This is a genomic window from Pseudomonas nitroreducens (genome assembly GCF_010994165.1).
Classification (GTDB): Bacteria; Pseudomonadota; Gammaproteobacteria; order Pseudomonadales; family Pseudomonadaceae; genus Pseudomonas; species Pseudomonas nitroreducens.
In genome coordinates, this window is the sequence record NZ_WMBX01000004.1 from 90,459 (window position 1) to 116,100 (window position 25,642).

General features: G+C 65.0%; 22 protein-coding genes. 9 read left to right on the plus strand and 13 right to left on the minus strand.

Annotated elements, in window-relative coordinates; translation table 11 throughout:
- Positions 1 to 34 precede the first annotated feature (34 nt).
- Positions 35 to 913 (plus strand): LysR family transcriptional regulator, encoded by an 879-nt coding sequence (locus tag GJV37_RS18000; RefSeq protein WP_024763624.1) that lies wholly within the window; start codon positions 35 to 37, stop codon positions 911 to 913.
- A gap of 429 nt (positions 914 to 1,342) precedes the next feature.
- On the opposite strand, the gene GJV37_RS18005 is transcribed toward GJV37_RS18000, so the two are convergent.
- The 10 genes from GJV37_RS18005 to bioB all read right to left on the minus strand — a co-directional run bounded on the left by GJV37_RS18005 (position 1,343) and on the right by bioB (position 13,857).
- The gene (locus GJV37_RS18005; protein WP_084359380.1) at positions 1,343 to 3,121 is read right to left on the minus strand and encodes an acyl-CoA dehydrogenase C-terminal domain-containing protein; all 1,779 of its coding nucleotides are present in this window, start codon (positions 3,119 to 3,121) and stop codon (positions 1,343 to 1,345) included.
- A 293-nt stretch (positions 3,122 to 3,414) separates the two neighbouring features.
- Positions 3,415 to 5,211 carry an acyl-CoA dehydrogenase C-terminal domain-containing protein gene (locus GJV37_RS18010; protein ID WP_170857971.1) on the minus strand — a complete coding sequence of 599 codons (1,797 nt, stop codon included), beginning with the start codon at positions 5,209 to 5,211 and terminating at the stop codon, positions 3,415 to 3,417.
- A 118-nt stretch (positions 5,212 to 5,329) separates the two neighbouring features.
- A complete protein-coding gene (locus GJV37_RS18015; RefSeq protein ID WP_170857972.1) occupies positions 5,330 to 6,610 on the minus strand; it encodes a GGDEF domain-containing protein in 1,281 nt (426 codons plus the stop codon).
- 165 nt (positions 6,611 to 6,775) lie between these two features.
- Entirely contained in the window at positions 6,776 to 8,581 is a 1,806-nt protein-coding gene (locus GJV37_RS18020; RefSeq protein ID WP_065085689.1) for a phenylacyl-CoA dehydrogenase, read from the minus strand.
- Between the two features lie 310 nt (positions 8,582 to 8,891).
- Positions 8,892 to 9,122 (minus strand): hypothetical protein, encoded by a 231-nt coding sequence (locus GJV37_RS18025; RefSeq protein WP_084359372.1) that lies wholly within the window; start codon positions 9,120 to 9,122, stop codon positions 8,892 to 8,894.
- Between the two features lie 73 nt (positions 9,123 to 9,195).
- A complete protein-coding gene (gene bioD / locus GJV37_RS18030) occupies positions 9,196 to 9,879 on the minus strand; it encodes a dethiobiotin synthase (RefSeq protein WP_084359370.1) in 684 nt (227 codons plus the stop codon).
- A gap of 112 nt (positions 9,880 to 9,991) precedes the next feature.
- Positions 9,992 to 10,798: a malonyl-ACP O-methyltransferase BioC gene (gene bioC / locus GJV37_RS18035; protein ID WP_084359368.1), complete on the minus strand. Its 807-nt coding sequence runs from the start codon at positions 10,796 to 10,798 to the stop codon at positions 9,992 to 9,994.
- Positions 10,791 to 11,516, minus strand: a complete 726-nt coding sequence (locus GJV37_RS18040) for an alpha/beta fold hydrolase (RefSeq protein ID WP_193452804.1) — start codon at positions 11,514 to 11,516, stop codon at positions 10,791 to 10,793. Before GJV37_RS18040 ends, bioC begins: the two co-directional genes overlap by 8 nt.
- The gene (bioF, locus tag GJV37_RS18045; protein ID WP_170857975.1) at positions 11,509 to 12,714 is read right to left on the minus strand and encodes an 8-amino-7-oxononanoate synthase; all 1,206 of its coding nucleotides are present in this window, start codon (positions 12,712 to 12,714) and stop codon (positions 11,509 to 11,511) included. The genes GJV37_RS18040 and bioF overlap by 8 nt, the downstream gene beginning before the upstream one ends.
- Positions 12,715 to 12,798: 84 nt before the next feature.
- Positions 12,799 to 13,857 carry a biotin synthase BioB gene (gene bioB / locus GJV37_RS18050; RefSeq protein ID WP_054907998.1) on the minus strand — a complete coding sequence of 353 codons (1,059 nt, stop codon included), beginning with the start codon at positions 13,855 to 13,857 and terminating at the stop codon, positions 12,799 to 12,801.
- Positions 13,858 to 14,101: 244 nt separating this feature from the next.
- Between bioB and GJV37_RS18055 the strand changes: the two genes are divergently transcribed.
- The 6 genes from GJV37_RS18055 to rarD all read left to right on the plus strand — a co-directional run bounded on the left by GJV37_RS18055 (position 14,102) and on the right by rarD (position 18,657).
- Entirely contained in the window at positions 14,102 to 14,395 is a 294-nt protein-coding gene (locus GJV37_RS18055; RefSeq protein ID WP_024763634.1) for a hypothetical protein, read from the plus strand.
- Between the two features lie 24 nt (positions 14,396 to 14,419).
- Positions 14,420 to 15,142: a ComFC family protein gene (locus GJV37_RS18060; RefSeq protein ID WP_170857976.1), complete on the plus strand. Its 723-nt coding sequence runs from the start codon at positions 14,420 to 14,422 to the stop codon at positions 15,140 to 15,142.
- Between the two features lie 93 nt (positions 15,143 to 15,235).
- The gene (locus tag GJV37_RS18065; protein ID WP_038803504.1) at positions 15,236 to 16,000 is read left to right on the plus strand and encodes a TOBE domain-containing protein; all 765 of its coding nucleotides are present in this window, start codon (positions 15,236 to 15,238) and stop codon (positions 15,998 to 16,000) included.
- Positions 16,001 to 16,120: 120 nt separating this feature from the next.
- Complete coding sequence (locus GJV37_RS18070; protein WP_024763636.1) at positions 16,121 to 16,492, plus strand: substrate-binding domain-containing protein; 372 nt, start codon at positions 16,121 to 16,123, stop codon at positions 16,490 to 16,492.
- A gap of 68 nt (positions 16,493 to 16,560) precedes the next feature.
- The gene (locus GJV37_RS18075; RefSeq protein ID WP_037015763.1) at positions 16,561 to 17,535 is read left to right on the plus strand and encodes a serine/threonine protein kinase; all 975 of its coding nucleotides are present in this window, start codon (positions 16,561 to 16,563) and stop codon (positions 17,533 to 17,535) included.
- 234 nt (positions 17,536 to 17,769) lie between these two features.
- On the plus strand, positions 17,770 to 18,657 hold the full coding sequence (gene rarD / locus GJV37_RS18080) for an EamA family transporter RarD (protein WP_037015766.1): 888 nt from the start codon (positions 17,770 to 17,772) through the stop codon (positions 18,655 to 18,657).
- Between the two features lie 647 nt (positions 18,658 to 19,304).
- Here the strand turns inward: rarD and GJV37_RS18085 are convergent.
- Both GJV37_RS18085 and GJV37_RS18090 read right to left on the minus strand, forming a co-directional pair.
- Complete coding sequence (locus tag GJV37_RS18085; protein WP_193452805.1) at positions 19,305 to 19,823, minus strand: glycine cleavage system transcriptional repressor; 519 nt, start codon at positions 19,821 to 19,823, stop codon at positions 19,305 to 19,307.
- A gap of 19 nt (positions 19,824 to 19,842) precedes the next feature.
- Positions 19,843 to 20,292, minus strand: a complete 450-nt coding sequence (locus GJV37_RS18090) for a GNAT family N-acetyltransferase (protein ID WP_193452806.1) — start codon at positions 20,290 to 20,292, stop codon at positions 19,843 to 19,845.
- A 294-nt stretch (positions 20,293 to 20,586) separates the two neighbouring features.
- Here GJV37_RS18090 and GJV37_RS18095 point away from each other — a divergent pair, with 294 nt between their 5' ends.
- A complete protein-coding gene (locus tag GJV37_RS18095) occupies positions 20,587 to 22,764 on the plus strand; it encodes a malate synthase G (RefSeq protein WP_037015769.1) in 2,178 nt (725 codons plus the stop codon).
- Between the two features lie 444 nt (positions 22,765 to 23,208).
- A complete protein-coding gene (locus tag GJV37_RS18100) occupies positions 23,209 to 24,738 on the plus strand; it encodes an NCS1 family nucleobase:cation symporter-1 (RefSeq protein WP_193452807.1) in 1,530 nt (509 codons plus the stop codon).
- A 45-nt stretch (positions 24,739 to 24,783) separates the two neighbouring features.
- Here the strand turns inward: GJV37_RS18100 and pcaD are convergent, their stop codons facing one another.
- Complete coding sequence (pcaD, locus tag GJV37_RS18105) at positions 24,784 to 25,581, minus strand: 3-oxoadipate enol-lactonase (RefSeq protein ID WP_193452808.1); 798 nt, start codon at positions 25,579 to 25,581, stop codon at positions 24,784 to 24,786.
- Positions 25,582 to 25,642 lie beyond the last annotated feature (61 nt).

A 25,642-nucleotide genomic window follows, 5' to 3' on the forward strand; every position in this document is an offset into this window, starting at 1 on the left:
TTCGATTTTCCAGTTTCGTTGATAAGAAGACCTTATGGATTTCCGCCAGCTCCGCTATTTCGTCGCGCTTTACGAGGAAGGCCATGTCGGGCGCGCCGCCGAACGCCTGGCGATTTCCCAGCCGGCGCTGTCGCAACAGATTCGCCAGCTGGAGCAGAACCTCGACGTGGCGCTGTTCCAGCGCAGCGGCAAGCGCCTGCTGCCGACCGCCGCCGCGCACACGCTGTACAACCACGCTGTGCCGCTGCTCGAAGGCCTGGAGCGGGCCCGCGAGGCGCTGCGCGGCTTCCGCGGGCAGAGCGCACGCAGTTTGGCCATTGGTGTGCTGCAGACGGTCAACGCGAGCCTGGTTCCGCATCTGGTGGAACGCCTGCATGCGGCGCAGCCTCACGTGCAGGTGCGTATCTACGAGCTCTCCGGCGTGGAGATCGAGCGTCGACTGTTGATCGGTCAGCTGGATATCGGCATCGGCTTCCTGCCGCCGCGCCAACCGGCGCTGCACGGCGTGGAACTGTACCCGGACGAATTGCAGCTGGTGATTCCGGCGGACCACCCGCTGAAGGACTTCAAGAAGGTGTCGCTGGCTCAGGCCGCTGAATTGCCGATGCTGCTGCTCGGCGAAGAATTCCGCGCCCGGCAGATCTGGCAGGAGCAACTGGCGGCCATTGGCCGGCGGCCGCGGGTGCAGGCGGAGCTCAATCATATGGGCGGCATCCTCGACAGCCTGCCGCAGAGCCGCTTCGCCACTGTGCTGCCGGGCCGCGCGCGGCAGATGCATGCGCACAAGGACTTGCTCTGGAAACCCCTGAGCGAACCGCGCATTCCGCTGAGCGTGGGGCTGGTCTATCGCGATGCCCAGCGGCAGCAGCCAACGGTGGAGCTGTTGCGCTCGTTGCTCGACGGCGCGGTCTGATGACAACCGCTTTTCGCAGGGTCGAGGGGACACCTGGTTCTTGCTCGCGAACCCGGCCCCGCTAGGGGATTTGTTCGCGGGCAAGCTCGCTCCCACAAGTAACCCCATCGCGGAGCGACGCACTCGCGAAATCGCGAGCAAGAAAAAACCCCGCCTCTTTCGAGGCGGGGTTTTGCAGACCGATATCCTGACGTCCGTGCTAGCCACCGTCCTTGGTGGATTCCCTTGTTTCCGTATTGTCGTTGGCGCTTCCTGCGCAATGTCCTGACTGAGAGAAAGGTTACCGCTGTAGGCCGTTGTCAGAAAGACGCCGATCACCACCGCTGTTTGTAAGCCATGGCTTACAAAGATTCGAAATACCCTTCTTCTCAAAAGAAATATCACAATGAAAAAGCCCCGCCGAGGCGGGGCTTTTTCACACGCGATCGCTTAGAACTGCGCGGCGTCCAGCAGGTACAGCGACTCGCTGCCAGCCTTCACCGAGGCGCTCAGGGAGTGGATGCGCGGCAGCAGGCGGGCGAAGTAGAAGCGCGCTGTGCCGAGCTTGCTGGCATAGAACTCGTCCTGGCCTTCCTTGCCCAGCGCAGCGCGCGCCATCAGCGCCCACATATAGGCGTAGGCGGTGTAGCCGAAGGCGTGCAGGTACTCGACCGAGGCGGCGCCGATCTCGTTCGGATTGCCCTTGGCACGGTCCAGGACCCAGGCGGTCAGCTCGTCGAGGTTCTGCACGGCAGCGTTCAGCGGACCGGTGAACTCAGCCAGCTCAGCGGAAGCCGAGGCGGTGAAGGCACGAATCTCGTCGGTGAACAGCTTGGCGTAGGCGCCGCCGCTGCCGACGATCTTGCGGCCCATCAGGTCCAGCGCCTGGATGCCGTTGGTGCCTTCGTAGATCTGGGTGATGCGGCAATCGCGCACCAACTGTTCCTGGCCCCACTCACGGATGAAGCCGTGGCCGCCGAAGATCTGCTGGCCATGGATGGTGGTTTCCAGACCCATGTCGGTGAGGAAGGCCTTGGCCACCGGAGTCAGCAGTGCGACCAGTTCCTCGGCGCGCTTGCGGGTGGTCGGCTCTTCGCTGTACTTGGCGGTATCCAGCTGCATGGCAACGTAGCTGGAGAAGGCACGGCCGCCCTCGTTCAGCGCTTTCATGGTCAGCAGCATGCGACGCACGTCCGGGTGGACGATGATCGGGTCGGCGGCCTTGTCCTTGGCCACGGGGCCGGTCGGCGCGCGGCTCTGGATACGCTCGCGGGCGTATTCCACGGCGCTCTGGTAGGAGCGCTCGCCAGTGGCCAGGCCCTGGATGCCAACGCCCAGGCGCTCGTAGTTCATCATGGTGAACATGGCGGCCAGGCCCTTGTTCGGGGCATCGACGATCCAGCCGGTGGCGCCGTCGAAGTTCATCACGCAGGTGGCGGAGCCCTTGATGCCCATCTTGTGTTCGATGGAGCCACAGGACACCGCATTGCGCTCGGCCAGGGAGCCGTCTGCGTTGACCATCACCTTCGGCACCAGGAACAGCGAGATGCCCTTGGAACCGGCCGGTGCATCGGGAAGCTTGGCCAGCACCAGGTGGATGATGTTCTCGGTCAGGTCATGCTCGCCGCCGGTGATGAAGATCTTGGTGCCGGAAATCTTGAAGCTGCCGTCGGCCTGCGGTTCGGCCTTGGTACGGATCATGCCCAGGTCGGTGCCGGCGTGCGGCTCGGTCAGGCACATGGAGCCGGCCCAGGTGCCGGCGTACATGTTCGGCAGGTACTTGGCCTTGAGTTCTTCGCTGGCGTGGTTGAGCAGCGACAGGCAGGCGCCGGCGGTCAGCATCGGGTACAGGCCGAAGGACAGGTTGGCCGAGTTGACCATTTCCTCGACCTGGGCGCCGATCACCTTGGGCATGCCCATGCCGCCGAATTCCGGCGCGCCGCCCACGCCCACCCAGCCGCCTTCGGCATAGGTGCGGTAGGCCTCGGGGAAGCCGGCCGGGGTCTTCACACCCTCGGCGCTCCAGCTGCAGCCTTCTTCGTCGCCGCTGCGGTTCAGCGGGGCGATCACGCCGCCGGTGACTTTACCGGCCTCTTCGAGGATCGCCGAGGCGGTCTCGGCATCGACGGTCTCGGCCAGGACGGGCAGTTCGCCCCAGAGCTTGGCAACCTCGAAGACTTCATTGAGGACGAATTGCATGTCGCGCAGGGGAGCTTTGTAGTCAGCCATGATGGATCCTCGAACGAAAACGACGGCTGATCAGGCAGCCAGCGGTATCAGAATAGGAGGTACACGAAGGTACGCCGCCGGAGTTTACTCCAACAACTTTTCAGAGATTAAGCGTCATGATATGACCGCACAACAATAGTTTGGTCATATTTTGTAGCGATAGGCGGAAGGCCCGCGCAGGGCGGGCCTTCTTGTCTGGCATAAGACTTCCAGCCTACAGGGCGCATGTTATCCGCCGCTTGGGTCGGCGGATAAAGCGTTCCGTTTTATGCGCCCTATGCGGCCAGCCGGGTTTACAGCGCGAACTGCTCGGCCGACAGGCGCATCAGTACCTCGGAGCCAGCCTCCGCCGCCGCCACGTGGGACAGCGCGCGGGGCAGCAGACGGCTGAAGTAGAACTCGGCGGTAGCCAGCTTGGTTTCGTAGAAGGCCTTCTCGCCGGCGCCCTCTTCCAGCTTCTGCTGGGCGACCAGCGCCATGCGCAGCCAGAAGTAGCCGAGGGTGATGTAGCCGGAGTACATCAGGTAATCCACCGAGGCGGCACCGACTTCGTCCGGGTTCCTCATGGCGGCCAGGCCGAGTTTCTGGGTCAGTTCGCCCCACTGCTTGTTCAGCGCCGCCAACTGGGCGACCTGGGCCTTGAGCTGCGGGTGCTCGGCGTGCTGCTGGCAGAGCTGGTGCACCAGCTTGGTGAAGCCCATCAGCAGCTTGCCCTGGCTACCGAGGACCTTGCGGCCCAGCAGGTCCAGCGCCTGGATGCCGTTGGTGCCCTCATAGATCGGCGCGATGCGGCAGTCGCGCACCAACTGCTCCATGCCCCATTCGCGGATGAAGCCGTGACCGCCGAACACCTGCATGCCATGGTTGGTGACTTCCAGGCCGGTCTCGGTCATGAAGGCCTTGCAGATCGGGGTAAGGAAGGCCAGCAGGTTGCCGGCGCGCTCGCGCTCCTCAGCGTCCTGGGACAGGTGCTCGATGTCCAGCAGTTGCGCGGTGAAGTAGGCCAGAGCGCGGTTGCCCTCGTTGAACGCCTTCATGGTCAGCAGCATGCGGCGTACGTCCGGGTGGACGATGATCGGGTCGGCGGGCTTCTCCGGCGCCTTCGGGCCGGTCAGCGAACGCATCTGCAGGCGGTCCTGGGCGTAGCGCACGGCGCCCTGGTAGCTGGTTTCGCCGAGGCAGAGGCCCTGCATGCCGGTGCCCAGGCGTGCGTGGTTCATCATGGTGAACATGCAGGCCAGGCCCTTGTTGGCCTCGCCGATCAGGAAGCCCTTGGCGCCGTCGAAGTTCATCACGCAGGTGGCGGAAGCCTTGATGCCCATCTTGTGCTCGATGGAGCCGCAGGCCACGGCGTTGCGCTCGCCGGCGTCACCATTCGCGTCCAGGTTGAACTTGGGCACGATGAACAGCGAGATGCCCTTGGTACCGGCCGGCGCATCCGGAAGCTTGGCCAGCACCAAGTGGATGATGTTCTCGGAGAGATCGTGCTCGCCGGCGGAGATGAAGATCTTGGTGCCGGTGATCGCGTAGCTGCCGTCGGCATTCGGCACGGCGCGTGTCTTGATGATGCCCAGGTCGGTGCCGCAATGCGGTTCGGTCAGGCACATGGTGCCGGTCCACACCGCGCTGGTCATGCGCGGCAGGTAGGTGTTCTTCTGCTCCTCGCTGCCGTGGGCGTGGATGGCGGCCATGGCGCCCTTGGTCAGGCCGGGGTACATGCCCCAGGAGCAGTTGGAGGCGCCGATCATCTCGCTGACCAGCAGGCCAAGCGACGGCGGCAGGCCCTGGCCACCGTATTCGGGGTCGCTGGAAACGCCGTTCCAGCCAGCCTCGACGTACTGCGCGAAGGCTTCCTTGAAGCCCTTGGGCGTGGTCACCACGCCGTTGTCGAAATGGCAGCCTTCCTCGTCGCCGGAGCGGTTCAGCGGGGCGATGACCTGTTCGCAGAACTTCGCGCCTTCCTCGAGGATGGCGGCGAACATGTCCGGGGTGGCGTCGGTGGCGCCGAGGGCTTCGTAGCGGCCGGTGAAGTCGAAGACTTCGTCGGTGAGGAAGCGCACGTCGCGCAGGGGGGCCTTGTACTCGGGCATCGCGAATCTCCGTTCGGTTCGTGCGCCGAAGCGGCGCGGAAACCTCGAACCTAACGGCCCGTGACCGCCCGGACAATCACGCTGCACGCGCTGAATGCGCAGTCATAACCCGGCCGGGTCAACCGGTGCGCACCGCGCCACGACGGGATTGCCCGTGCACAGCCACGCGATTGCGCCCACCGCTCTTGGCCGCATACAACGCCTCGTCGGCACCCTTGATGACCTCTTCCGGGCTGCGCCGCTCGCCATCGCGCTCGGCGACGCCGACGCTGATGGTCACCGAGACGCTTTGCGCTTCCTTGCCCGCACGTCTGTTGCGGCCCTGTCGATCGTCCTTGGGACGGTTGCCGCGGTCGCGCAGGTGCATCGCGTAGCTCTCGATGGCCTGGCGAACGCCGTCGAGGTACGGCAGGCACTGTTCCACCGTCTTGCCGGCGAACACCAGCGTGAATTCCTCGCCGCCATAACGATACGCCTTGCCGCCGCCGCCCGTGCGACGCAGCTGGCTGGCAACCATGCGCAGCACCTGGTCGCCGACGTCGTGGCCGTGGCTGTCGTTGAATTTCTTGAAGTGGTCGACGTCGATCATCGCCAGCACGTACTGCTGGCCCAGGCGCTGGAAGCGCTCGTTCAGCGCGCGACGGCCAGGCAGGCCGGTGAGCTCGTCGCGGAAGGCCATCTGGTAAGCCTCGTGCGCCACCGCGCCAGCGAGGGTGAGCATGACCAGGCTGGTCATCACGGTGAGCGCATGGGGCAGGATGAATACCTTGGGCAGCATCCATAACAGGCCAAGCAAGCCAACCAGTTGCGCCGCGTGCAGCGGCCGCGGCTGGCGCACGTAGGCGGCGACCAGGGCGACGAAAGCCATGAGGAAGCCGAAGTAGGACAACTGCGCCAGGTTCATCCATTGGCCGTGCAAGGCCGGCCAGTAGGTGGTGCTGAGCAGTTCCGCCAGGCCCTGCGGGAAACGCCTGGCCAGGGCCGTCGCGACTCCGGCTACGGCAATCAGCGCGGCGCTGCGGGCCAGAAGGTCCTGCAGCAGGTGCATACGCTCCTGCCAGATGCCATACATTCCAAACAGCAGCGGCAACAGCACGCAGCACAGGTGGAAGACCAATGCCGCCTCCGGCATCACCACGCGGTGGGCCTGGAAGTAATCGACCTGGGTATCGAGCAGGAAGTAGGCGATGTAAACGCAGGACAGCATGAACAGTTGGCGCTGGCGGTTGTAGACCAGGCATAGCGCGCCACCGAGCAACAGCAGCAGGGTCGGCAGGACGTTGAACAGTGAGGTGAAGAAATCGGACAGTTCGGCCAAGGAGCCGGCGGCGATGCCGGCCGGGATCAGCAGCAAAGGCGTGAGGAAGTGGCTGAGCCGGTAGGGGGCCGTGGGTCGCACAAGGGGTTCCGCAAGGTGGGTGCCGGGCTCGCCGTCAGTCGATCGGCAAGTGGCGTAATGATGGCATTTTCTGCGGACATTTGTGTGGCATCGGATACGAAAAAGCCCGCCTTGCGGCGGGCTCCTTCCTGTTCAGCAGACGGGCGGCGGGCCACCCTCCCCTGATCAGTAACCGAGGGCGAAATCTTCCTCGGCCAGGTCCATCAGGTTGTTGGCACCCGACAGCATGGCGCCGACGTGCGCGCGGGTGCGCGGCAGGATGCGCTGGAAGTAGAAGCGCGCGGTCTTCAGCTTGGCCTGGTAGAAGGCCTCTTCGCTGGTACCGGCAGCCAGCTTCTCGGCCGCCAGGCGAGCCATGTCGGCCCAGAAGTAGGCCAGGCACGCGTAGCCGGAGAACATCAGGTAGTCGACCGATGCGGCGCCGACTTCCTCGCGGTCCTTCATGGCGGCCATGCCGACCTTCATGGTCAGGTCGCCCCACTCCTTGTTCAGCGCCGCCAGCGGTGCAACGAACTCTTTGACCGCTTCGTTGGCTTCGTTGGCCTGGCAGAACTTGTGCACGATCTTGGTGAAGCCCTTGAGCGCTTCGCCCTGGGTCATGAGGATCTTGCGGCCCAGCAGGTCCAGCGCCTGAACGCCGGTAGTGCCTTCGTACAGCATGGAGATGCGGCTGTCGCGGACGTTCTGTTCCATGCCGTGCTCGGCGATGAAGCCGTGGCCGCCATAGATCTGCACGCCGTGGTTGGCGGCTTCGAAGCCCACTTCGGTCATGAACGCCTTGGCGATCGGGGTGAGGAAGGCCAGCATCGAATCAGCGGCTTTCTTCTCTTCTTCGTCCTGGCTGCGCTGGACGATGTCGACCTGCTTGGCGGCGAAGTACAGCATGGCGCGGTTGCCTTCGGCGAATGCCTTGGCGGTCAGCAGCATGCGACGTACGTCCGGGTGCACGATGATCGGGTCAGCGGGCTTCTCCGGGGCTTTCGGGCCAGTCAGCGAACGCATCTGCAGACGTTCGCGAGCGTAAGCGATGCCGCCCTGGAAACCGATTTCGGCGTGGGCCAGGCCTTGCAGCGCGGTGCCCAGGCGAGCGGTATTCATGAAGGTGAACATGCAGTTCAGGCCCTTGTTCGGCGGGCCGATCAGGAAGCCGGTGGCGGCGTCGAAGTTCATCACGCAGGTGGCGTTGCCGTGGATCCCCATCTTGTGTTCGATCGAGCCACAGGAAACGGCGTTGCGCTCGCCCACGTTACCTTCGGCGTTGGGCAGGAACTTCGGCACGATGAACAGCGAGATGCCCTTGGTGCCCTGCGGGGCGTCGGGCAGGCGGGCCAGTACGATGTGGACGATGTTATCGGCCATGTCGTGTTCGCCGGCGGAGATGAAGATCTTGGTGCCGGTGATCTTATAGGTGCCATCAGCCTGCGGCTCGGCCTTGGTGCGCAGCATGCCCAGGTCGGTGCCGCAATGCGGCTCGGTCAGGCACATGGTGCCGGTCCACTCGCCGGACACCAGCTTGGTCAGGTAGGTTTGCTGCTGCTCGGAGGTACCGTGGGCGTGCAGGGTGTTCATGGCGCCGTGGGACAGGCCCGGGTACATGCCCCAGGACCAGTTGGCCTGGCCGACCATTTCGCTGATCGCAAGGCCAAGGGATTCGGGCAGGCCCTGACCGCCGTGCTCGACGTCATGGGCCAGGCTCGGCCAGCCGCCTTCGACGAACTGCTGGTAGGCCTCTTTGAAACCGGTCGGGGTCTTGACGCCTTCCGGGCTCCATTTGCAGCCTTCCAGGTCGCCAGTGCGGTTCAGCGGAGCGATTACCTGTTCGCAGAACTTCGCACCCTCTTCGAGGATGGCATTCACCATGTCCGGGGTGGCGTCTTCGGCGCCCGGCAGGTTCTGGTAGTGCGCTTCGTAGCCCAGCAGCTCGTCGCGAACGAAACGGATATCACGCAAGGGGGCCTTGTAATCAGGCATAGCGGTAAACCTCTACGAAGGGTTCTGGTTAATGGGCGACCGGTTGCTGCGGTCGCAGTGCGGGAGCATTCCCGGCCGCCCAGTCGGTGCGCGCACGCATCCGGACAGTCAAACAGGCGTTTGAAACATACGTTTACGCCATACCCTTGTCAAGCATGCAAACCGACCATCCGGTCACGCCTGCGGCGCTGTCCGAGCGACGCATTCGCAGCGACGTCCTGCGGATAATTAAAGCCCATGGCAGAGCGGCCGGCGTGTCTCGAGGACAGCCGGCCGCTACAGTGAAATCAGGGAGTGGGAAGAGGCGCGATCAGACGCGGATATCGATCAAGGTGCCGAGCGTTTCGTCGGCTGCCTGAATGACCTTGGCGTTGGCCTTCACTTCGTGCTCGCCGCGGCGCAGGTCCACCAGGCGGTCGTTGAGCACTTCGCTGGGCGCGGTGCCGGCAGTGGCGATGTCGGTACTGGCGCGGTCGACGCGGCGCTGGCCGTTCTGCACGCCATACAGGCCCGCAGAGAAAGCATTACCGGAAATTTCCATCGTCACGCCTCCACAACAAAAGCAGCAAGTGGCCACCATTCAAGCAGACACGCCGGCTCAGGCCAAGGCTCGGTTACAAATCCAGGATGCCCAGGTCCAGATGCGCAGACACCGCCGCCGGAGTCGCCGAGGCCAGGCGCGGCACGCGCCCGAGGCAGGGTGCGGGCAGTCGCTCGGCGAGGGTCGCGAGGTTCTCTTCCAGACGGGAGGTCTGCGCGTCGACGATGTTCGCCACCCAGCCGGCCAGCAACAGGCCATCGCGCTGGATGGCCTCGGCGCTGAGCACGGCGTGGTTGATGCAGCCCAGGCGCACCCCGACCACCAGGATTACCGGCAGCCCGAGGGCGACGGCGAGGTCCGACAGGCTCTCTTCCCCCGCCAACGGCACGCGCCAGCCACCGGCGCCTTCCACCAGGGTGAAGTCGGCGCCCATTTCCAGCACCGAACGCACCGGGCCCTTGAGCGCTTCGACCGTCAGCTTCACGCCCTGCTCGCGGGCGGCAAGGTGCGGCGCAATGGCCGGCTCGAAGGCGAAGGGGTTCACCTGCTCGTAGGCCAGCGGCACGCTGCACTCGCCCAGCAGCGCCAGCGCGTCGGAGTTGCGCAGGCCCTCGGGGCTGCGCTCGCAGCCGGAGGCCACGGGCTTGGCAGCCGCGGTGGACAAGCCCGCCTGCCGCGCCGCATGGAGCAGGCCGGCAGCGATGGTGGTCTTGCCGATCTCGGTGTCGGTGCCGGTGACGAAGTAGGCGTGGGACATGGGTTCCTCTTGGCTCTTTGATGTAGGAGCGAACGTGCTCGCGAACGGGATTCACCGGCAGCACTCGAGCTGGGCGGGTTCGCGAGCAATAACGTTGGCGTCCCCCTCGCTCCTACAGGGAAGAAGGTTTGCGCAGGACGGCGTAGACCACCCGATAGGTCGCCGGCAGCCCCTCGGTCTGGCGGAAGCGCTCGTAGGCGGCGATCAGCGCGCGCACCCGCTCGCGCCCGGTGAGGCCGTCGGGCCGGCCGGGATTGAGGTTGTGCGCGCCGAGTGCCTTGAGCTCATGGGTCAGGCTGCGCAGGTCGGGGAAATGCAGGACGCGATCCTCGGTACGCAGCTCCAGCAGATCCAGGCCGCTATCGGCGCAAAGCCGTTGATACTGCTCGAAGGCGCGGAAGCGGTTCACGTGGACGAAACCGTCCACCGCCTCCCAGCTCTGCCGCAACTCGCCCAGGGTGCCGATGCACAGGCTGCTGAAGGCCAGCACGCCACCGGGGCGCAGCACTCGGCGCGCTTCTGCGAGCACCGCCGGAAGATCGGCGCACCACTGCAGGGCCAGGCTGGAGAACAGCAGATCAGCCGCGCCGTCGCGCAGCGGCAGGCACTCGGCGTCTCCGCCGACAAAGTGGTGCGCGCCGCCCTGCTCGCGGGCGTGGCGCAGCATGCCCTCGGCGATGTCGACGGACAGCCCCTGCGCCTGTGGATAACGCGCCGCCAGGGCGCGGGTGAAATAACCGGTACCGCTCCCCAGGTCGATCCAGCGCTGCGGCACGCCCTCGGCTGGCAAAGACTCCAGCAGACGGTTGCCGACGGCACGCTGCAGTTCGGCTACCGCGTCGTAGGTCGATGCGGCGCGGGAGAAGGAAGCGGCCACCTGGCGTTTGTCGGGCAAGCCGGTACTACTGCAATCAGGCATCGTCGCCCTCGTGGATGAAACGCAGGATGGCGCCGGCCACTTCGTCCGGCTGCTCCAGTGGCAGCCCGTGGCTGGTTCCGGGCAGCAGGTTGACCTCGACATCCGGCAGCCATTCCAGCAAGGCATCCGCGGCGCTCGCCGGGACCAGCGCATCGTTGGCAGCGAACAGGTGCAACTGCGGTCCGGGATAGCGGCCCAATGCGGCGCGGGTATCCAGTTGCCCCAGCAGTTGCAGGCCGGCGGTGAGCCCTTCGACATTCATCTGCGGCAGCGCCACCTGCAGCTGGCGAGCGAGGGTGCGAGCGTCGCGGGCTCCCTGGCTGACCAGCATCGTGAAGCGCTTGCGCACCAGGTGCGGCTCCAGCAGGAAGGCTTCGAAGAAGTCCTCGAACACCTCATTGGCCATCGCCTCCGGCCAGTCCTCGCGGCGGCGGAAGCAGAGGTTGCTGGCCAGCGTGATCAGGCCGCGGCAGGACTCGCCCCGGCGCGCAGCCAGTTCGGCGCCGAGCATGCCGCCCAGCGACCAGCCGGCGATCCAGGCGTCGTGGGCGACGTTATCGTCCAGCTCGTCGAGCCACACGTTCGGGTCGGCGTCGTCGGGCAGCGGCTCGATCTGTACGTTCAAATGTGGCGCCTGCTCCCGCAGCGCATCGCGCAACGGTTCCAGCGGCGCGCCGCCCAGGCCCCAGCCCGGCAGCAGGATCAGTTGGTCACGCATCATCGCCCTCCTCGGCATCGATCTCTGCCAGAAGGCTAGACGACACGCGCTGCCAGCTTTCGGCCAGCGCCACCAGCAGGCGGTCGACCTGTGCCTCGGTGTGCGAGGCGGACAGGGTCACGCGCAGGCGCGCGGTGCCGGCGGGTACGGTAGGCGGGCGGATCGCCCCGACCAGAATGCCGCGCTGGCGCAACTCCGCGGACAACGCCATGGCCTGGGCGCTGCCGCCGATGAGAATCGGCTGGATCGGCGTCGGGCTGTCCATCAGGCGCAGGCCGATGGCCGTGGCGCCAGTGCGGAAACGCGCGATCAGCGCATTCAGGTGATCACGGCGCCAGCTCTCGGCGCGCAGCAGTTCCAGGCTTTTCAGCGTGGCGCAGGCCACGGCGGGCGGCTGGCTGGTGGTGTAGATGTAGGGGCGGGCGAACTGGATCAGCGTCTCGATCAGTTCCTCGCTACCGGCGACGAAGGCGCCGGCGGTGCCGAAGGCCTTGCCGAGGGTGCCGACCAGTACAGGCACGTCCTCCATGCTCAAGCCGAAGTGTTCGACGATACCGCCGCCCGTCGCGCCCAGCGGGCCGAAGCCGTGGGCGTCGTCGACCATCACCCAGGCATTCTGCTGGCGAGCCGTCGCGCAAAGGCTGGGCAGGTCGGCCAGGTCGCCGTCCATGCTGAACACGCCGTCGGTAACGACCAGCGTGTTGCCTTCGGCCTTCTCCAGGCGCGAGGCGAAGCTGGCGGCATCGTTGTGCAGATAGCGCGAAAAGCGCGCACCGGAAAGCAATCCGGCATCCAGCAGCGAGGCGTGGTTGAGGCGGTCCTCCAGCACGCTGTCGCCCTTGCCGACGAGCGCGGTGACGGTGCCCAGGTTGGCCATGTAGCCGGTAGAAAACAGCAGCGCGCGCGGGCGACCGGTGAACTCGGCGAGTGCCAGCTCCAGTTCGTGGTGCGGGCCGCAGTGACCGTTGACCAGGTGCGAGGCGCCACCACCAACGCCCCAGCGTTCGGCGCCGGCGCGCAGCGCGGCAATCACCTCGGGGTGATTGGCCAGCCCCAGGTAATCGTTGGAACAGAAGGCCAGCATCGGCTGACCGTCAATGACCACCTCCGGGCCCTGCGGCGATTCCAGCAGCGGGCGGCGGCGGTAGAGGTCCTCCGCATGGCGCTGGGCCAGGCGGGCGGCGAGATCGAAAGGCATACGCAACCCCTTAGCTGCAATTCAGGCTTCCGGCTGAAGGCCGAGCCCGTAGGAGCGAGCTTGCTCGCTCCTACGAAAAGCAGGTCAGGCCGAAGCCGCGTTATAGAACAGCTGGGAGTCGCGTTGTTCCACCAGCGCCTGCTCGATGGCAGCCTGGTGCACCTCGTCGGCGTGCTCCTCGCGCTCCTCGGGCTTGATGCCCAGTCGCGCGAACAGCTGCATGTCCTTCTCGGCCTGCGGGTTGGTGGTGGTCAGCAACTTCTCGCCGTAGAAGATCGAGTTGGCGCCGGCCATGAACGCCAGGGCCTGCATCTGCTCGTTCATCTGCTCGCGGCCGGCGGACAGGCGCACGTGGGATTTCGGCATCATGATCCGGGCGACTGCCAGGGTGCGGATGAAGTCGAACGGATCGACGTCCTTCTCCTCGGCCAGCGGGGTGCCCTTGACCTTCACCAGCATGTTGATCGGCACCGATTCCGGGTGCTCGGGCAGGTTGGCCAGCTGGATCAGCAGGCCGGCGCGGTCGTCCACCGACTCGCCCATGCCGAGGATGCCGCCGGAGCAGATCTTCATCCCCGCCTCACGTACGTACGCCAGGGTTTGCAGGCGCTCGCTGTAGGTGCGGGTAGTGATGATGTTGCCGTAGAACTCCGGCGAGGTATCGAGGTTGTGGTTGTAGTAGTCCAGGCCCGCTTCGGCCAGGGACTGGGTCTGTTCCTGGGTCAGCTTGCCCAGGGTCATGCAGGTTTCCAGGCCGAGCTTTTTCACGCCCTTCACCATTTCCAGCACGTAGGGCATGTCCTTGGCGGACGGGTGCTTCCAGGCGGCGCCCATGCAGAAGCGGGTCGAGCCGATGGCCTTGGCCTCGGCAGCGGCCTGCAGCACCTTCTGCACTTCCATCAGCTTTTCCTTGTCCAGGCCGGTGTTGTAGTGGCCGGACTGCGGGCAATACTTGCAGTCCTCCGGGCAGGCACCGGTCTTGATCGACAGCAGCGTGGAAACTTGCACGCGATTCGGATCGAAATGCGCGCGGTGCATGGTCTGTGCCTGGAACAGCAGGTCGTTGAACGGCTGTTCGAACAGGGCGCGGACTTCGGCAAGGGTCCAGTCGTGGCGGGTTACTTGGGCTGCGGTGGCACTCATCGGCAAAGTCCTTCGACGCTTGGGGGGCGCGCCTCTTGTCTAAGGTGCCCCGGCGGCGCACCACCGGGGAAATCAGGCTCAAGGCATCATATGTGGAGCTGTGACGCTGTCAACCACTCTCACGACACAGGTCGACAAGTGATCACTTATTGATCATAAGCAATCAGCCGGTGGCTGCTGCTTCTGAACCGATCCGGCCATTTGCCGCTCCAACCAGACAGCACACTCAGGAGTCATTACCCAGATGGGAACAGAAGGATTCTTCGACGGCCTTGGCCAGATGGCCGGCAAGGCCATCCGCTTCATCGTCGATCTGCTGTCGGGCGTACTCGGCGGCCTCTGGCGCGCCATGGACGACTTCTTCCACGGCCTGGCACGCGCTGTGGGAATCGACGTCTCGATCTTCAGCTTCGTCCTGCTCTTTATCGGCCTGCTGCTGCTCTACAGTGGCATCCGCGCCTTCCTGCGGCGCTCGATCTTCGGCGGGCTGATCTGGACGGTGCTGGGCCTGGTGGTCCTGAGCTGGCTGATCCACTGACGGCGCCGCCCTGCGGAGGGCGGAATGCGATTGTTTCACTGGCGCCCCGTCTGGTGGCGCCCACGCGTGCAATGCCTGCTTTGCGCTGGAACGGCGGAACAGGCGGTGCTGCCGCTGTGCGCCGGTTGTGACGACGACCTGCCCTGGCTCGCCGGCCACTGCGTGATCTGCGCGCTGCCCCTGCCGACCCTCGATCTCGCCTGCGGCCAATGCCTGCGTCGAGCACCCGCTTTCCAGAAAGTGGAAACGCCGTTGCGCTACGGCTTCCCCGTCGATGCGCTGATTACCCGCTTCAAGCACCAGGCCAACGCCCCGCTGGGTCGACTGCTCGGCCAGCTACTGGCGCGCCATCTGCTGCACGTCTTCGACGAGGGGCTGGCGCGACCGGAGCGGCTGATCCCCGTTCCCCTCTCCCGTCGGCGTGAGCGCCAGCGCGGCTTCAACCAGGCCGCCCTGCTGGCCGACTGGATCGCCGGGCCGCTCGGCGTGCCGGTGGATAACCGCCTGGTGCTGCGCGCGCAGGACACCCCGGCACAGCAAGGCCTCGATGCCGCCACCCGCAAGCGCAACCTGCGCAATGCCTTCGTCCTGGCCGACGGAGCCATGGTCGATGGCCTGCACCTGGCGCTGGTGGATGACGTGCTGACCACCGGCGCCACCGCCGAACGCATCGCCCACCTGCTGCGTCGCGCGGGAGCCAGGCGGGTGGATGTCTACTGCCTGGCGCGCACGCCGGCCCCTGAATAGACGACCGTTCAGCCACATTCCTGGCAGCTGCCCCTTGCGTTTTGCCCGCCAGCAACGGAGCCTCCCTGCATACCAATAAGTACCCGCGGAACCATGACCACCCTCAGCCTGTTGACCCAACACGTTACCCGTCGCCCGCAGCGCATCGCCCTGCTGGCGCAGATCGCCCAGCTCGGTTCGATCACCCACGCCGCCAAGGCCGCCGGGATGAGCTACAAGACCGCCTGGGACGCCATCGACGAACTGAACAACCTCTCCGACCGCCCGCTGGTGGAACGCAGCGTCGGCGGCAAGGGCGGCGGCGGTGCACGCCTGACGGTCGAAGGCGAGCGCCTGCTGGCGCTCTACCAGCGCCTGGAAGCGCTGCGCGAACACATCGTCGAGCACGTCGAACACCAGGCCGACCTGGAACTGATCGGCCGCCTGATGATGCGCACCAGCGCGCGCAACCAGTTGCACGGGCACGTTTGCGCGGTGGAGGCGTCCGGGCTGAATGACCTGATCAGCATCGAGCTGCCCGGCGGCTCGCGCATTCAGGCGCGGGTCACCCGCGAAAGCACCGAGAAGCTGGAACTGGCCGACGGCATTCCGGTGGTCGCCCTGATGAAGGCCGGCTGGCTCTATGTCGACCTCCCGCACATCCCTTGCCCGGAAGGGCTGAACGCCCTGGCAGGGCACATCGACGACATCCGCGAAGCCGACGACGGGCCCAGCGAAGTGCGCATCCAGTTGCCCAGCGGGCAGATGCTCTGCGCCCTGACCGACCCGGAGCGCATCGAGATCCTCGGCCTGAAAGTTGGCTCGCCGGTGCGCGCACAGTTCTCCCCGGCCCAGGTGATCCTCGGCACACCGCTGTAGCCTCCCAGGCACATGAGATTCCCTGCCTCATATCAACCCCCGCGACGACGCGCCGCGCTCCAATAGCAGCCAGAGTCCCGCTCATGCCGGGCGGGACCCCGGCCACCCGGAGCTCCCACCATGCGCCGCCCGTTACTGCTTCTCGCCCTCCTGTTCCTGCCCTTTGCCAGCCACGCCGGCCCCGACGTGCTGCGTGTTGGCGCCAGTACCGAGCTGATGCCGATACTGGAGCCGCTGGTGGACCAGTACCAGATCCAAACCCGCAACAAGGTCCTGCTGATCGGCGGCAACGAGGATGAACTCGCCGAACAGGCCCGCCAGGGCACGCCCTACGACCTGCTGCTGACGCCGCTGCACAACACGGCCAAGCAGTCCCAAGCAGTCACGTGCAAAGCCCGTTCGATGCAGAAACTCACCCTGGTGAAAGGCGAGCGCCGTGCACTGGCTACGGACTTCGTCGACTACCTGAGCAAGCACTGCGCCGACCACTGAGGCGACTTCCCACCCATTGACGGTGGACTGGGTACACTAGGCAGCTTTACCACTGCCGGATCGTCGCCATGTCTCATCCTTTTTCCGACCTCACGCCCGATCTGGTACTGGATGCAGTGGAAAGCATCGGTTTTCTCAGCGATGCCCGTGTTCTTGCGCTCAACAGCTACGAGAACCGCGTCTACCAGGTGGGCATCGAGGACAGCGAGCCGCTGATCGCCAAGTTCTACCGCCCCGGGCGCTGGACCAGCGAAGCGATCCTCGAGGAGCACACCTTCTCCGCCGAACTGGCCGAGTGCGAAGTCCCGGTAGTGGCGCCGCTGGTGCATGAAGGGCAGACCCTTTTCGAGCACGCCGGCTTCCGCTTCACCCTTTTCCCCCGCCGTGGCGGCCGCGCGCCGGAGCCGGGCAACCTCGATCAGCTCTATCGCCTCGGCCAACTGCTCGGTCGCCTGCACGCCGTAGGTGCCAATCGCCCCTTCGAGCACCGCGAGGCACTGACGCCGCGGAACTTCGGGCACGAGTCCCTGGCCACCCTGCTGGACGGCAACTTCATCCCGAAAAGCCTGCTGCCGGCCTATGAATCCGTGGCCCGCGACCTGCTGAAAAAAGTCGATGACCTGTACGCCCGCGTGAAATACACCCCCATCCGCATGCATGGGGATTGCCACCCCGGCAACCTGCTGTGCCGCGACGACACCTTCCACGTCGTCGACCTCGACGACTGCCGCATGGGCCCGGCCGTGCAGGACCTGTGGATGATGCTCGCCGGCGAGCGCCACGAGCGCCTGGGGCAACTTTCCGAACTGGTCGACGGCTACCAGGAATTCCACGATTTCGACCCGCGCGAACTGCCGCTGATCGAAGGCCTGCGCTCCCTGCGCCTGATGCACTACAGCGCGTGGCTGGCGCGCCGCTGGGACGACCCGGCGTTCCCGCCGAGCTTCCCCTGGTTCGGCAGCGAGCGTTACTGGGGCGAGCAGGTACTGGTGCTGCGCGAGCAATTGGCGGCGCTGGATGAGGAACCGTTGCGGTTGTTCTGACTCTTACCGGCCCGGCGGCCGGATCGCGCACAGAGTCCCCTGCTACGCGGCGTCAGGCTTCGTATGAGCGGACTCCGTCCGCGATGGCTTCCCTTCACACATCCTCCCCGTAAAACCAACGTTACGCACAATCATCGGCGCCCTCGCCACTTCCACCACAGCGGCACAGACAAGCCCCGTGGCACGCCCTAGAATTGTGCAGCCACTCATTAGCTGCCTAACCAAGGATGTTCCATGGCCACCGCCAATCCCCGCCGGGGCTACGCCCTGGGCTTGACTGCCTATGTCATCTGGGGGCTCTTCCCGATCTACTTCAAGCTGCTCGAACGCATTCCCGCCCTGGAGATCATTACCCATCGCGCCATCTGGTCGGCGGTGTTCGGCGCGCTACTCCTGCTGGTGTGGAAGCATCCCGGCTGGTGGCGCGAACTGCGCGAGAATCCCAAGCGCATCGCCGTGCTCACCGCCAGCGGGCTGCTCATCGCCAGCAACTGGCTGGTCTACGTCTGGGCGGTGAACAACGGCCACATGATCGAGGCCAGCCTGGGTTACTACATCAACCCGCTGATCAACGTACTGCTGGGCCTGGTTATCCTGCGCGAACGCCTGCGCCCGCTGCAGTGGGTCGCGGTCGGCCTCGCCGCGCTGGGTGTGGCCCAACAGCTGTGGCAGCTGGGCAGCCTGCCCTGGGTATCACTCGCGCTGGCGCTGACCTTCGGCTTCTACGGGCTGATCCGCAAGCAGGCGCCGGTGGCCGCGCTGCCGGGGCTGGTGGTGGAGACCTGGATCCTGCTGCCGCTGGCGATCGGCTACCTCGTGCTGTTCGCCGATGGCCCCAGCGCGCATCTCGATTTCTGGACCACCAAGGACGCCTTCTGGCTCGCCGCCGCCGGCCCGATCACCCTGGTGCCGCTGGTGTGCTTCAACGCCGCCGCACGCCACCTGCCCTACGCCACCCTTGGCTTCCTGCAGTACCTGGCGCCGACCCTGGTGCTGCTGCAGGCGATCCTGCTGTTCGGCGAGCACCTGGACACGACGCGCCTGATTTCCTTGTGCTGCATCTGGGCGGGGCTGGTCGTGTACAGCGTGGACATCTGGTATCGCCTCTCCCGCGGTGACTGATCATTAATTGATCCACCGCCTGCAAGCCACACCAGCTGTGGCTTGCAGGAAGTCACCCGCAGATTGTCCACAGCTCTATCCCGCGATTGCGGGGATAACGCTCGTTTCTTCCACAACCTTCCCCGGCCCGCTCCTCTCACTGCCTATTTCCGCGGCAGCAGAATGCCGACCGATCAATATCTGATCAAACCCCTAGAATCCCCGCGTCGTCTGGCCTGCAAGAACATTCCAGCGGCTTTTCCACAGGCTGATCCCCGCTTCGTGTGGATGAGCGAACGCCGCCCGATCAGAAAGTGGACAACTCTCTGGACGTCAGAAGCGGCGCTATCTGCAGCGTTCCATGAACGGCTTCTCCACAGACTCTTCCAGTGGATTTGTGCACAGTGTCTGGAAGGTTCGAAGCGCTGCTTTCCCTGAGACGCTGCTGTACAAGAAGCAGGCAGCACCATCACCCCCCCGAAAACAGTGCACCGCAGACAGTTATCAACAGAATGCCCACGGCGCAATCCCCGCGATCTGTGCACAGCTTCAAGGCAGGAAGTGGATAAACAGATTGGCGCCAGGCCCAGATAAAATGGGCCTTCTGTCAATTCATCAACAGAGAGCCCACAGGTTTTTCCACAAGACGGAGGATCGGAGCAGAGCTGTTACTCCCCGCTGTGGAAATTCAGCTCCACCATCAGGTCGTCCGCCAGTTCTTCCAGCTTTCCTTGCAGGGTTTCCAGCGGCAAGGTCAGCGGCACGGCCAGCAAGGCCTCGGCGTGAAACAGCGGTTCGCTGCTCATGGGCGCCGGTAGCACCTGCGTGGTCAGGCTCTCCAGGTTCACGCCGTGTTCGGCCAGCAACTGGGTGATGTCGCGGACGATGCCGGGGCGGTCATTGCCCACCAGGTCGAGGTGGATCGGTTTCCAGTTGCAGGCTGGCTCGATACCGCTCTCCGCCAGCAGCACGCGGATACCGTGCTCGCTGAGCTCCTGCAGGCCTTCGACCAGCTCGTCATAACCCTCGGCGGGCACCGCCACGCGAAGGATTCCGGCGAACTGCCCAGCCATGCGCGACATGCGGCTTTCCAGCCAGTTGCCGCCGTGGGCAGCGATGCATTTGGCCACGCGCTCCACCAGGCCGGGCTGGTCCTGGGCGATGACGGTCAATACGAGGTGGTCCATGAGCAGTCTCCGCGAAGGGCTAGGCCGTGAGGTCCAGCCAATAGGTGTAGAACTTGTCGTCCCGCTTGTAGCCCAGGCGCTCATACAACGACTGGCCCGCGTGGTTGGTCTTCGCCGTCTCCAACATCAGGCCGCAGGCACCGGTGCTCTCGCCGTGGGCACGGGCGGCGTTCATCAGCGCTTCGCCATAACCGTCGCGACGCGCGGCAGGCAGCACGTAGAGGTCGCTGACCAGCCAGGATGCGTGCAACGCCAGGGAAGCGAAGAAGGGGTACAGCTGCACGAAGCCGACCGCCAGCCCATCGATGCTGCGCGCGATGAAGACCGTGGACTGCCCGCTGCCGATGCGCGCCTCGAGAAACTCGCGAATCTTTGCGTGGGGCGCAGGCACCTCGTAGAAATCGAGGTAGCCGGAAAACAGCAGAACCAGGTCATCCAGATCGGAGGGGGTGGCAAGCGTCACGGACATGCGGGATTCTCCAGAAGGGAAAAAGCAGTATAGGCTCGGCGAGGTTAGCCGGCTGCGACGGGCTGCCACAGGTACCCGAAGATGTTATGCGTGTACAGTTTTAAGATTTATCTGGAACAATCCAGAAGATTTTTGCGAACATATGACCTGCTACGTGACTGATATGCGTACTTTGGTCTAACCGCGACGCTAGCCCACTGATTTTTCCCACGGCATCATGTAGTATTCCGCGGCTCGGACTACAAGGCGTTTTGCCTGTGTCCAGAGCTGGTCCTGAGCAGAGTGAGGCAAGCAATGACTGAACGCGTTCAAGTCGGTGGCCTGCAGGTCGCCAAAGTCCTGTTCGACTTCGTAAACAACGAAGCCATTCCCGGCACCGGCATCGACGCCGGCAAGTTCTGGGCAGGTGTCGAAACCGTAATCAACGACCTGGCCCCCAAGAACAAGGCTCTGCTCGCCAAGCGCGACGAGATCCAGGCGAAGGTCGATGGCTGGCACCAGGCCCGCGCCGGCCAGCCGCATGACGCGGCCGCCTACAAGGCCTTCCTGCAGGAAATCGGTTACCTGCTGCCCGAGCCGGCCGACTTCCAGGCCAGCACCCAGAACGTCGACGAAGAAATCGCCCGCATGGCCGGCCCGCAGCTGGTCGTGCCGGTGATGAACGCGCGCTTCGCCCTAAACGCCGCGAACGCTCGCTGGGGCTCGCTGTACGATGCACTCTACGGCACCGACGCAATCAGCGAAGAGAACGGCGCCGAGAAGGGCAAGGGCTACAACAAGGTCCGTGGTGACAAGGTCATCGCCTTCGCCCGCGCCTTCCTCGACGAAGCCGCCGCGCTGGAATCCGGCTCCCACGTCGACGCCACCGCCTATGTCGTGAAGAACGGCGCACTGGCCGTGACCCTGAAGAATGGCAGCGAGACCGGCCTGAAGAACGCCGCTCAGTTCCTCGCCTTCCAGGGCGAAGCCGCCAAGCCGAAAGCCGTGCTGCTCAAGCACAACGGCCTGCACTTCGAAATCCAGATCGACCCGACCAGCCCGATCGGCCAGACCGATGCCGCTGGCGTGAAGGACGTCCTGATGGAGTCCGCGCTGACCACCATCATGGACTGCGAAGACTCCGTGGCCGCCGTCGATGCCGACGACAAGGTCGTGGTCTACCGCAACTGGCTGGGCCTGATGAAAGGCGACCTCGCCGAGCAGGTCTCCAAGGGCGGCAGCACCTTCACCCGCACCATGAACCCGGACCGCGTCTACACCAAGGCCGATGGTTCCGAGCTGAGCCTGCATGGCCGCTCCCTGCTGTTCGTGCGTAACGTTGGCCACCTGATGACCAACCCGGCGATCCTCGACGCCCAGGGCAACGAAGTGCCCGAAGGCATCCAGGACGGCCTGTTCACCAGCCTGATCGCCATTCACAACCTGAACGGCAGCGCCACCCGCAAGAACAGCCGCACCGGCAGCGTCTACATCGTCAAGCCGAAGATGCATGGCCCGGAAGAAGTCGCCTTCGCCGCCGAGATCTTCAGCCGCGTCGAGGACCTGCTGGGCCTGCCGCGCAACACGCTGAAAGTCGGCATCATGGACGAAGAGCGCCGCACCACCGTCAACCTCAAGGCCTGCATCAAGGCCGCCGCCGAGCGCGTGGTGTTCATCAACACCGGCTTCCTCGACCGCACCGGTGACGAGATCCACACCTCCATGGAAGCCGGCGCCATGGTGCGCAAGGGCGCCATGAAGACCGAAAAGTGGATCGGCTCCTACGAGAACAACAACGTCGACGTCGGCCTGGCTACCGGCCTGCAGGGCAAGGCCCAGATCGGCAAGGGCATGTGGGCCATGCCCGACCTGATGGCCGCCATGCTCGAGCAGAAGATCGCTCACCCGCTGGCTGGCGCCAACACCGCCTGGGTTCCGTCGCCGACCGCCGCCACCCTGCACGCGCTGCACTACCACAAGGTCGACGTGTTCGCCCGTCAGGCCGAGCTGGCCAAGCGCGCACCGGCTTCGGTGGACGACATCCTGACCATTCCGCTCGCCCCGAACACCAACTGGAGCGCGGAAGAGATCAAGAACGAGCTGGACAACAACTCCCAGGGCATCCTCGGCTATGTAGTGCGCTGGATCGACCAGGGCGTTGGCTGCTCCAAAGTGCCGGACATCAATGACGTCGGCCTGATGGAAGATCGCGCCACCCTGCGCATCTCCAGCCAGTTGCTGGCCAACTGGCTGCGCCACGGCGTAGTGACCGAAGAGCAGGTGCTGGAAAGCCTCAAGCGCATGGCCTCGGTAGTGGATCGCCAGAACGCCGGTGACGCCCAGTACCGCCCGATGGCGCCGAACTTCGACGACAACGTGGCCTTCCAGGCCGCACTGGAACTGGTCATCGAAGGCACCCAGCAGCCCAACGGCTACACCGAGCCGGTCCTGCATCGCCGTCGTCGTGAATTCAAAGCGAAGAACGGTCTGTAAGCGCTTCGCCTAGCGTTGAAAGAACCGCCCTCCGGGGCGGTTTTTTTATGGCTATCGGTTGGGATTGGCGCCGCTCCTACCCGATCGCAGACAGCACCCGCTCCTACGCACACGGATAGCTTCCGTGCAGGAGCGGACTCTGTCCGCGACTGTCCCAGGGCCACTTTGGAGCCCATAAGTAACGTCTGTGCACAATTATTGTGTACAAAAGCCACAAACCACTTGTTTTCCACACAGGCAAGAGCTGACTCTCAAGTCAATGATTGCTATGGAAAAATTATTTCCTTCCCCCTGGATACCTGGCAAAGCCGCACCAAACGGGGGCTCTGCTCGCTTCGAAAGGAAGTGGAAAACCCACCGGAATGGCAGGGAGGACGGGGCTGGCACGGAATTGGCTTTTGCACACAAACCATAAAAAGCCGTGCATACAAAGCCGAGTAGCCCATGACCCGCAGTCCTACCCACCTGTCCGGCGTTACCCCCCTCCAATCTGTCGATAGCGCGGCCGCCGCCCGGCCGGCCGCGCCAACCCTGAGCCCGCGCCTGTACAGCGCCGACCTGGCACCGACCAAGACCACCGGCCGCAGCTGGGGGCGCTACAGCCTGTTCGCGCTGTGGACCAACGATGTGCACAACATCGCCAACTACTCGTTCGCCATCGGCCTGTTCGCGCTGGGCATGAGCGGCGCGCAGATCCTCGCTGCCTTCGCCCTCGGCGCGCTGGTGATCTACGGGCTGATGAACCTCTCCGGCTACATGGGCCAGAAGACTGGCCTGCCCTACCCGGTGATGTGCCGCATCAGTTTCGGCATCCACGGCGCCCAGGTGCCGGCACTGATCCGCGCAGTGATTGCCATCGCCTGGTTCGGCATCCAGACCTACCTCGCCTCGGTCGTGCTACGGGTGCTGCTCACCGCCATTGCACCGAGTCTTGCGGCCTACGACCAGGACTCGATCCTCGGCCTGTCGAGCCTCGGCTGGATCACCTTCCTCGGCATCTGGTGCGTGCAACTGGTGATCTTCGCCTACGGCATGGAGATGGTGCGCCGCTACGAATCCTTCGCCGGCCCGATCATCCTCGTCGCCTTCGCCAGCCTCGCCGGCTGGATGTACTGGCGCGCCGGGCTATCGATTGCCTGGTCCAGCGGCAATCCGCCGACCGGCTCGACCATGTGGCTGAAGGTGTTGGGCGCCGCCGCACTGTGGGTCTCGCTGTACGGCACCATGATCCTCAACTTCTGCGACTTCACCCGCAATTGCCCGGACCGCCGCACCATCAGCGTCGGCAACTTCTGGGGCCTGCCGGTGAACATGCTGGGCTTCGCGCTGATCGCCGTGGTGCTGGCCGGCGCGCAGTTCAGCATCGACGGCAAGCTGGTGCAGAACCCCACCGAGATCGTCGCCGCCATCCCCAACACCTTCGGCCTCGTGCTGGCCTGCCTGGCCTTCCTGATCGTCACCGTGGCGGTGAACATCATGGCCAACTTCGTCGCCCCCGCGTACGTGCTGACCAATCTCGCGCCGAACCTGCTGAACTTCCGCCGCGCCGGCCTGCTCAGCGCCACCATCGCCGTACTGATCCTGCCGTGGCACCTGTACAACAGCCCGGCAGTGATCGTGTATTTCCTCGGCGGCCTGGGCGCTTTGCTCGGCCCGCTGTACGGGATCATGGTCACCGACTACTACCTGGTGCGCCGTGGCCGGGTCAACCTGCCGGAGCTCTACAGCGAAAGCCGCGAGGCGGCCTATCACTTCAGCGGCGGGGTCAACCTGCGCGCAGTGGCGGCCTTCGTCCCCGCCGCGCTGATCGCCATCGTCCTCGCGCTGGTGCCGGCGTTCGAAACGCTGTCGCATTTCTCCTGGTTCTTCGGCGCCGGGCTCGGCGCGCTGATCCACTTCGCCCTCGCCGATCGCAAGCGCAGCCATGTGGACGTCTGCGGCGAATCCATCGCAGTGGACGCTGCCCATCATTGAGGTTGTGGATAAACGACAAGGCCGCCTCCGGGCGGCCTTGTTCATTCAGCGAGCCTGCAGGAAGTCCAACACCGCGCCTTCGAACTCGCGGGGAAACTCGACGTTCGACAAATGCACGGCCGGCAGCCTGAGCAGACGAGCGCCGGGGATCGCTTCGGCGATCAGCTCGCTGTGGCTGGCGGCGGTGACGGTGTCGAACTGGCCAGCGATCACCAGTGTGGGCAGGCGGACGTCCCGCAAGGCGGTGCGCAGATCGGTTTCCTGCACGGCGGCGAAGGAACCGGCCAGCCCGTGTCGGTTGGTCGCCAGCAGCGTCGCGCGGAACGGTTCCACCTCCGGGCGCTCTTGCGCCAGCCAGGTCGCCGGGAACCAGTTGCCGAGGAAGGTCGCGGCGGTGCCCCGCATATCGTTCGCCTCCAACACTTCGGCAATGCGCGCATCCCACTGGTCCCGCGGTCCCAGCCAGGCAGAGGTATTCGCCAGCAGCAGTCGCTCGATACGCTGCGGCGCATTCAGCGCCAGCCATTGCCCGACGAAGCCACCGAGCGACAAGCCGAGAAAATGCGCACGTTGCACGCCCAGTGCATCCAGCAATTCGATGACGTCTTCGCCCAGCCGCGCCAGCGAGTACGGCCCCGGCGGCACGCTGGAAGCGCCATGGCCGCGAGCGTCGTAACGCAGCACGCGGAAGTGCTCGCTCAGCGCGGCAATCTGGCCGTCCCACATGTGCAGGTCGGTGCCGATGGAGTTGGACAGAACCAGCAGCGGCAGGCCGTCGGCGCCATCCAGGCGGTAGGCGATACGCGCGTTGTCGCGGGTCGTCAGGTAATGCAGCGGACTCATGGGAGCGTCTCCGTCGGTAAAAGTGCAGACGAAGGTAGTTGCCGCGGCATTCCGAAGAAAT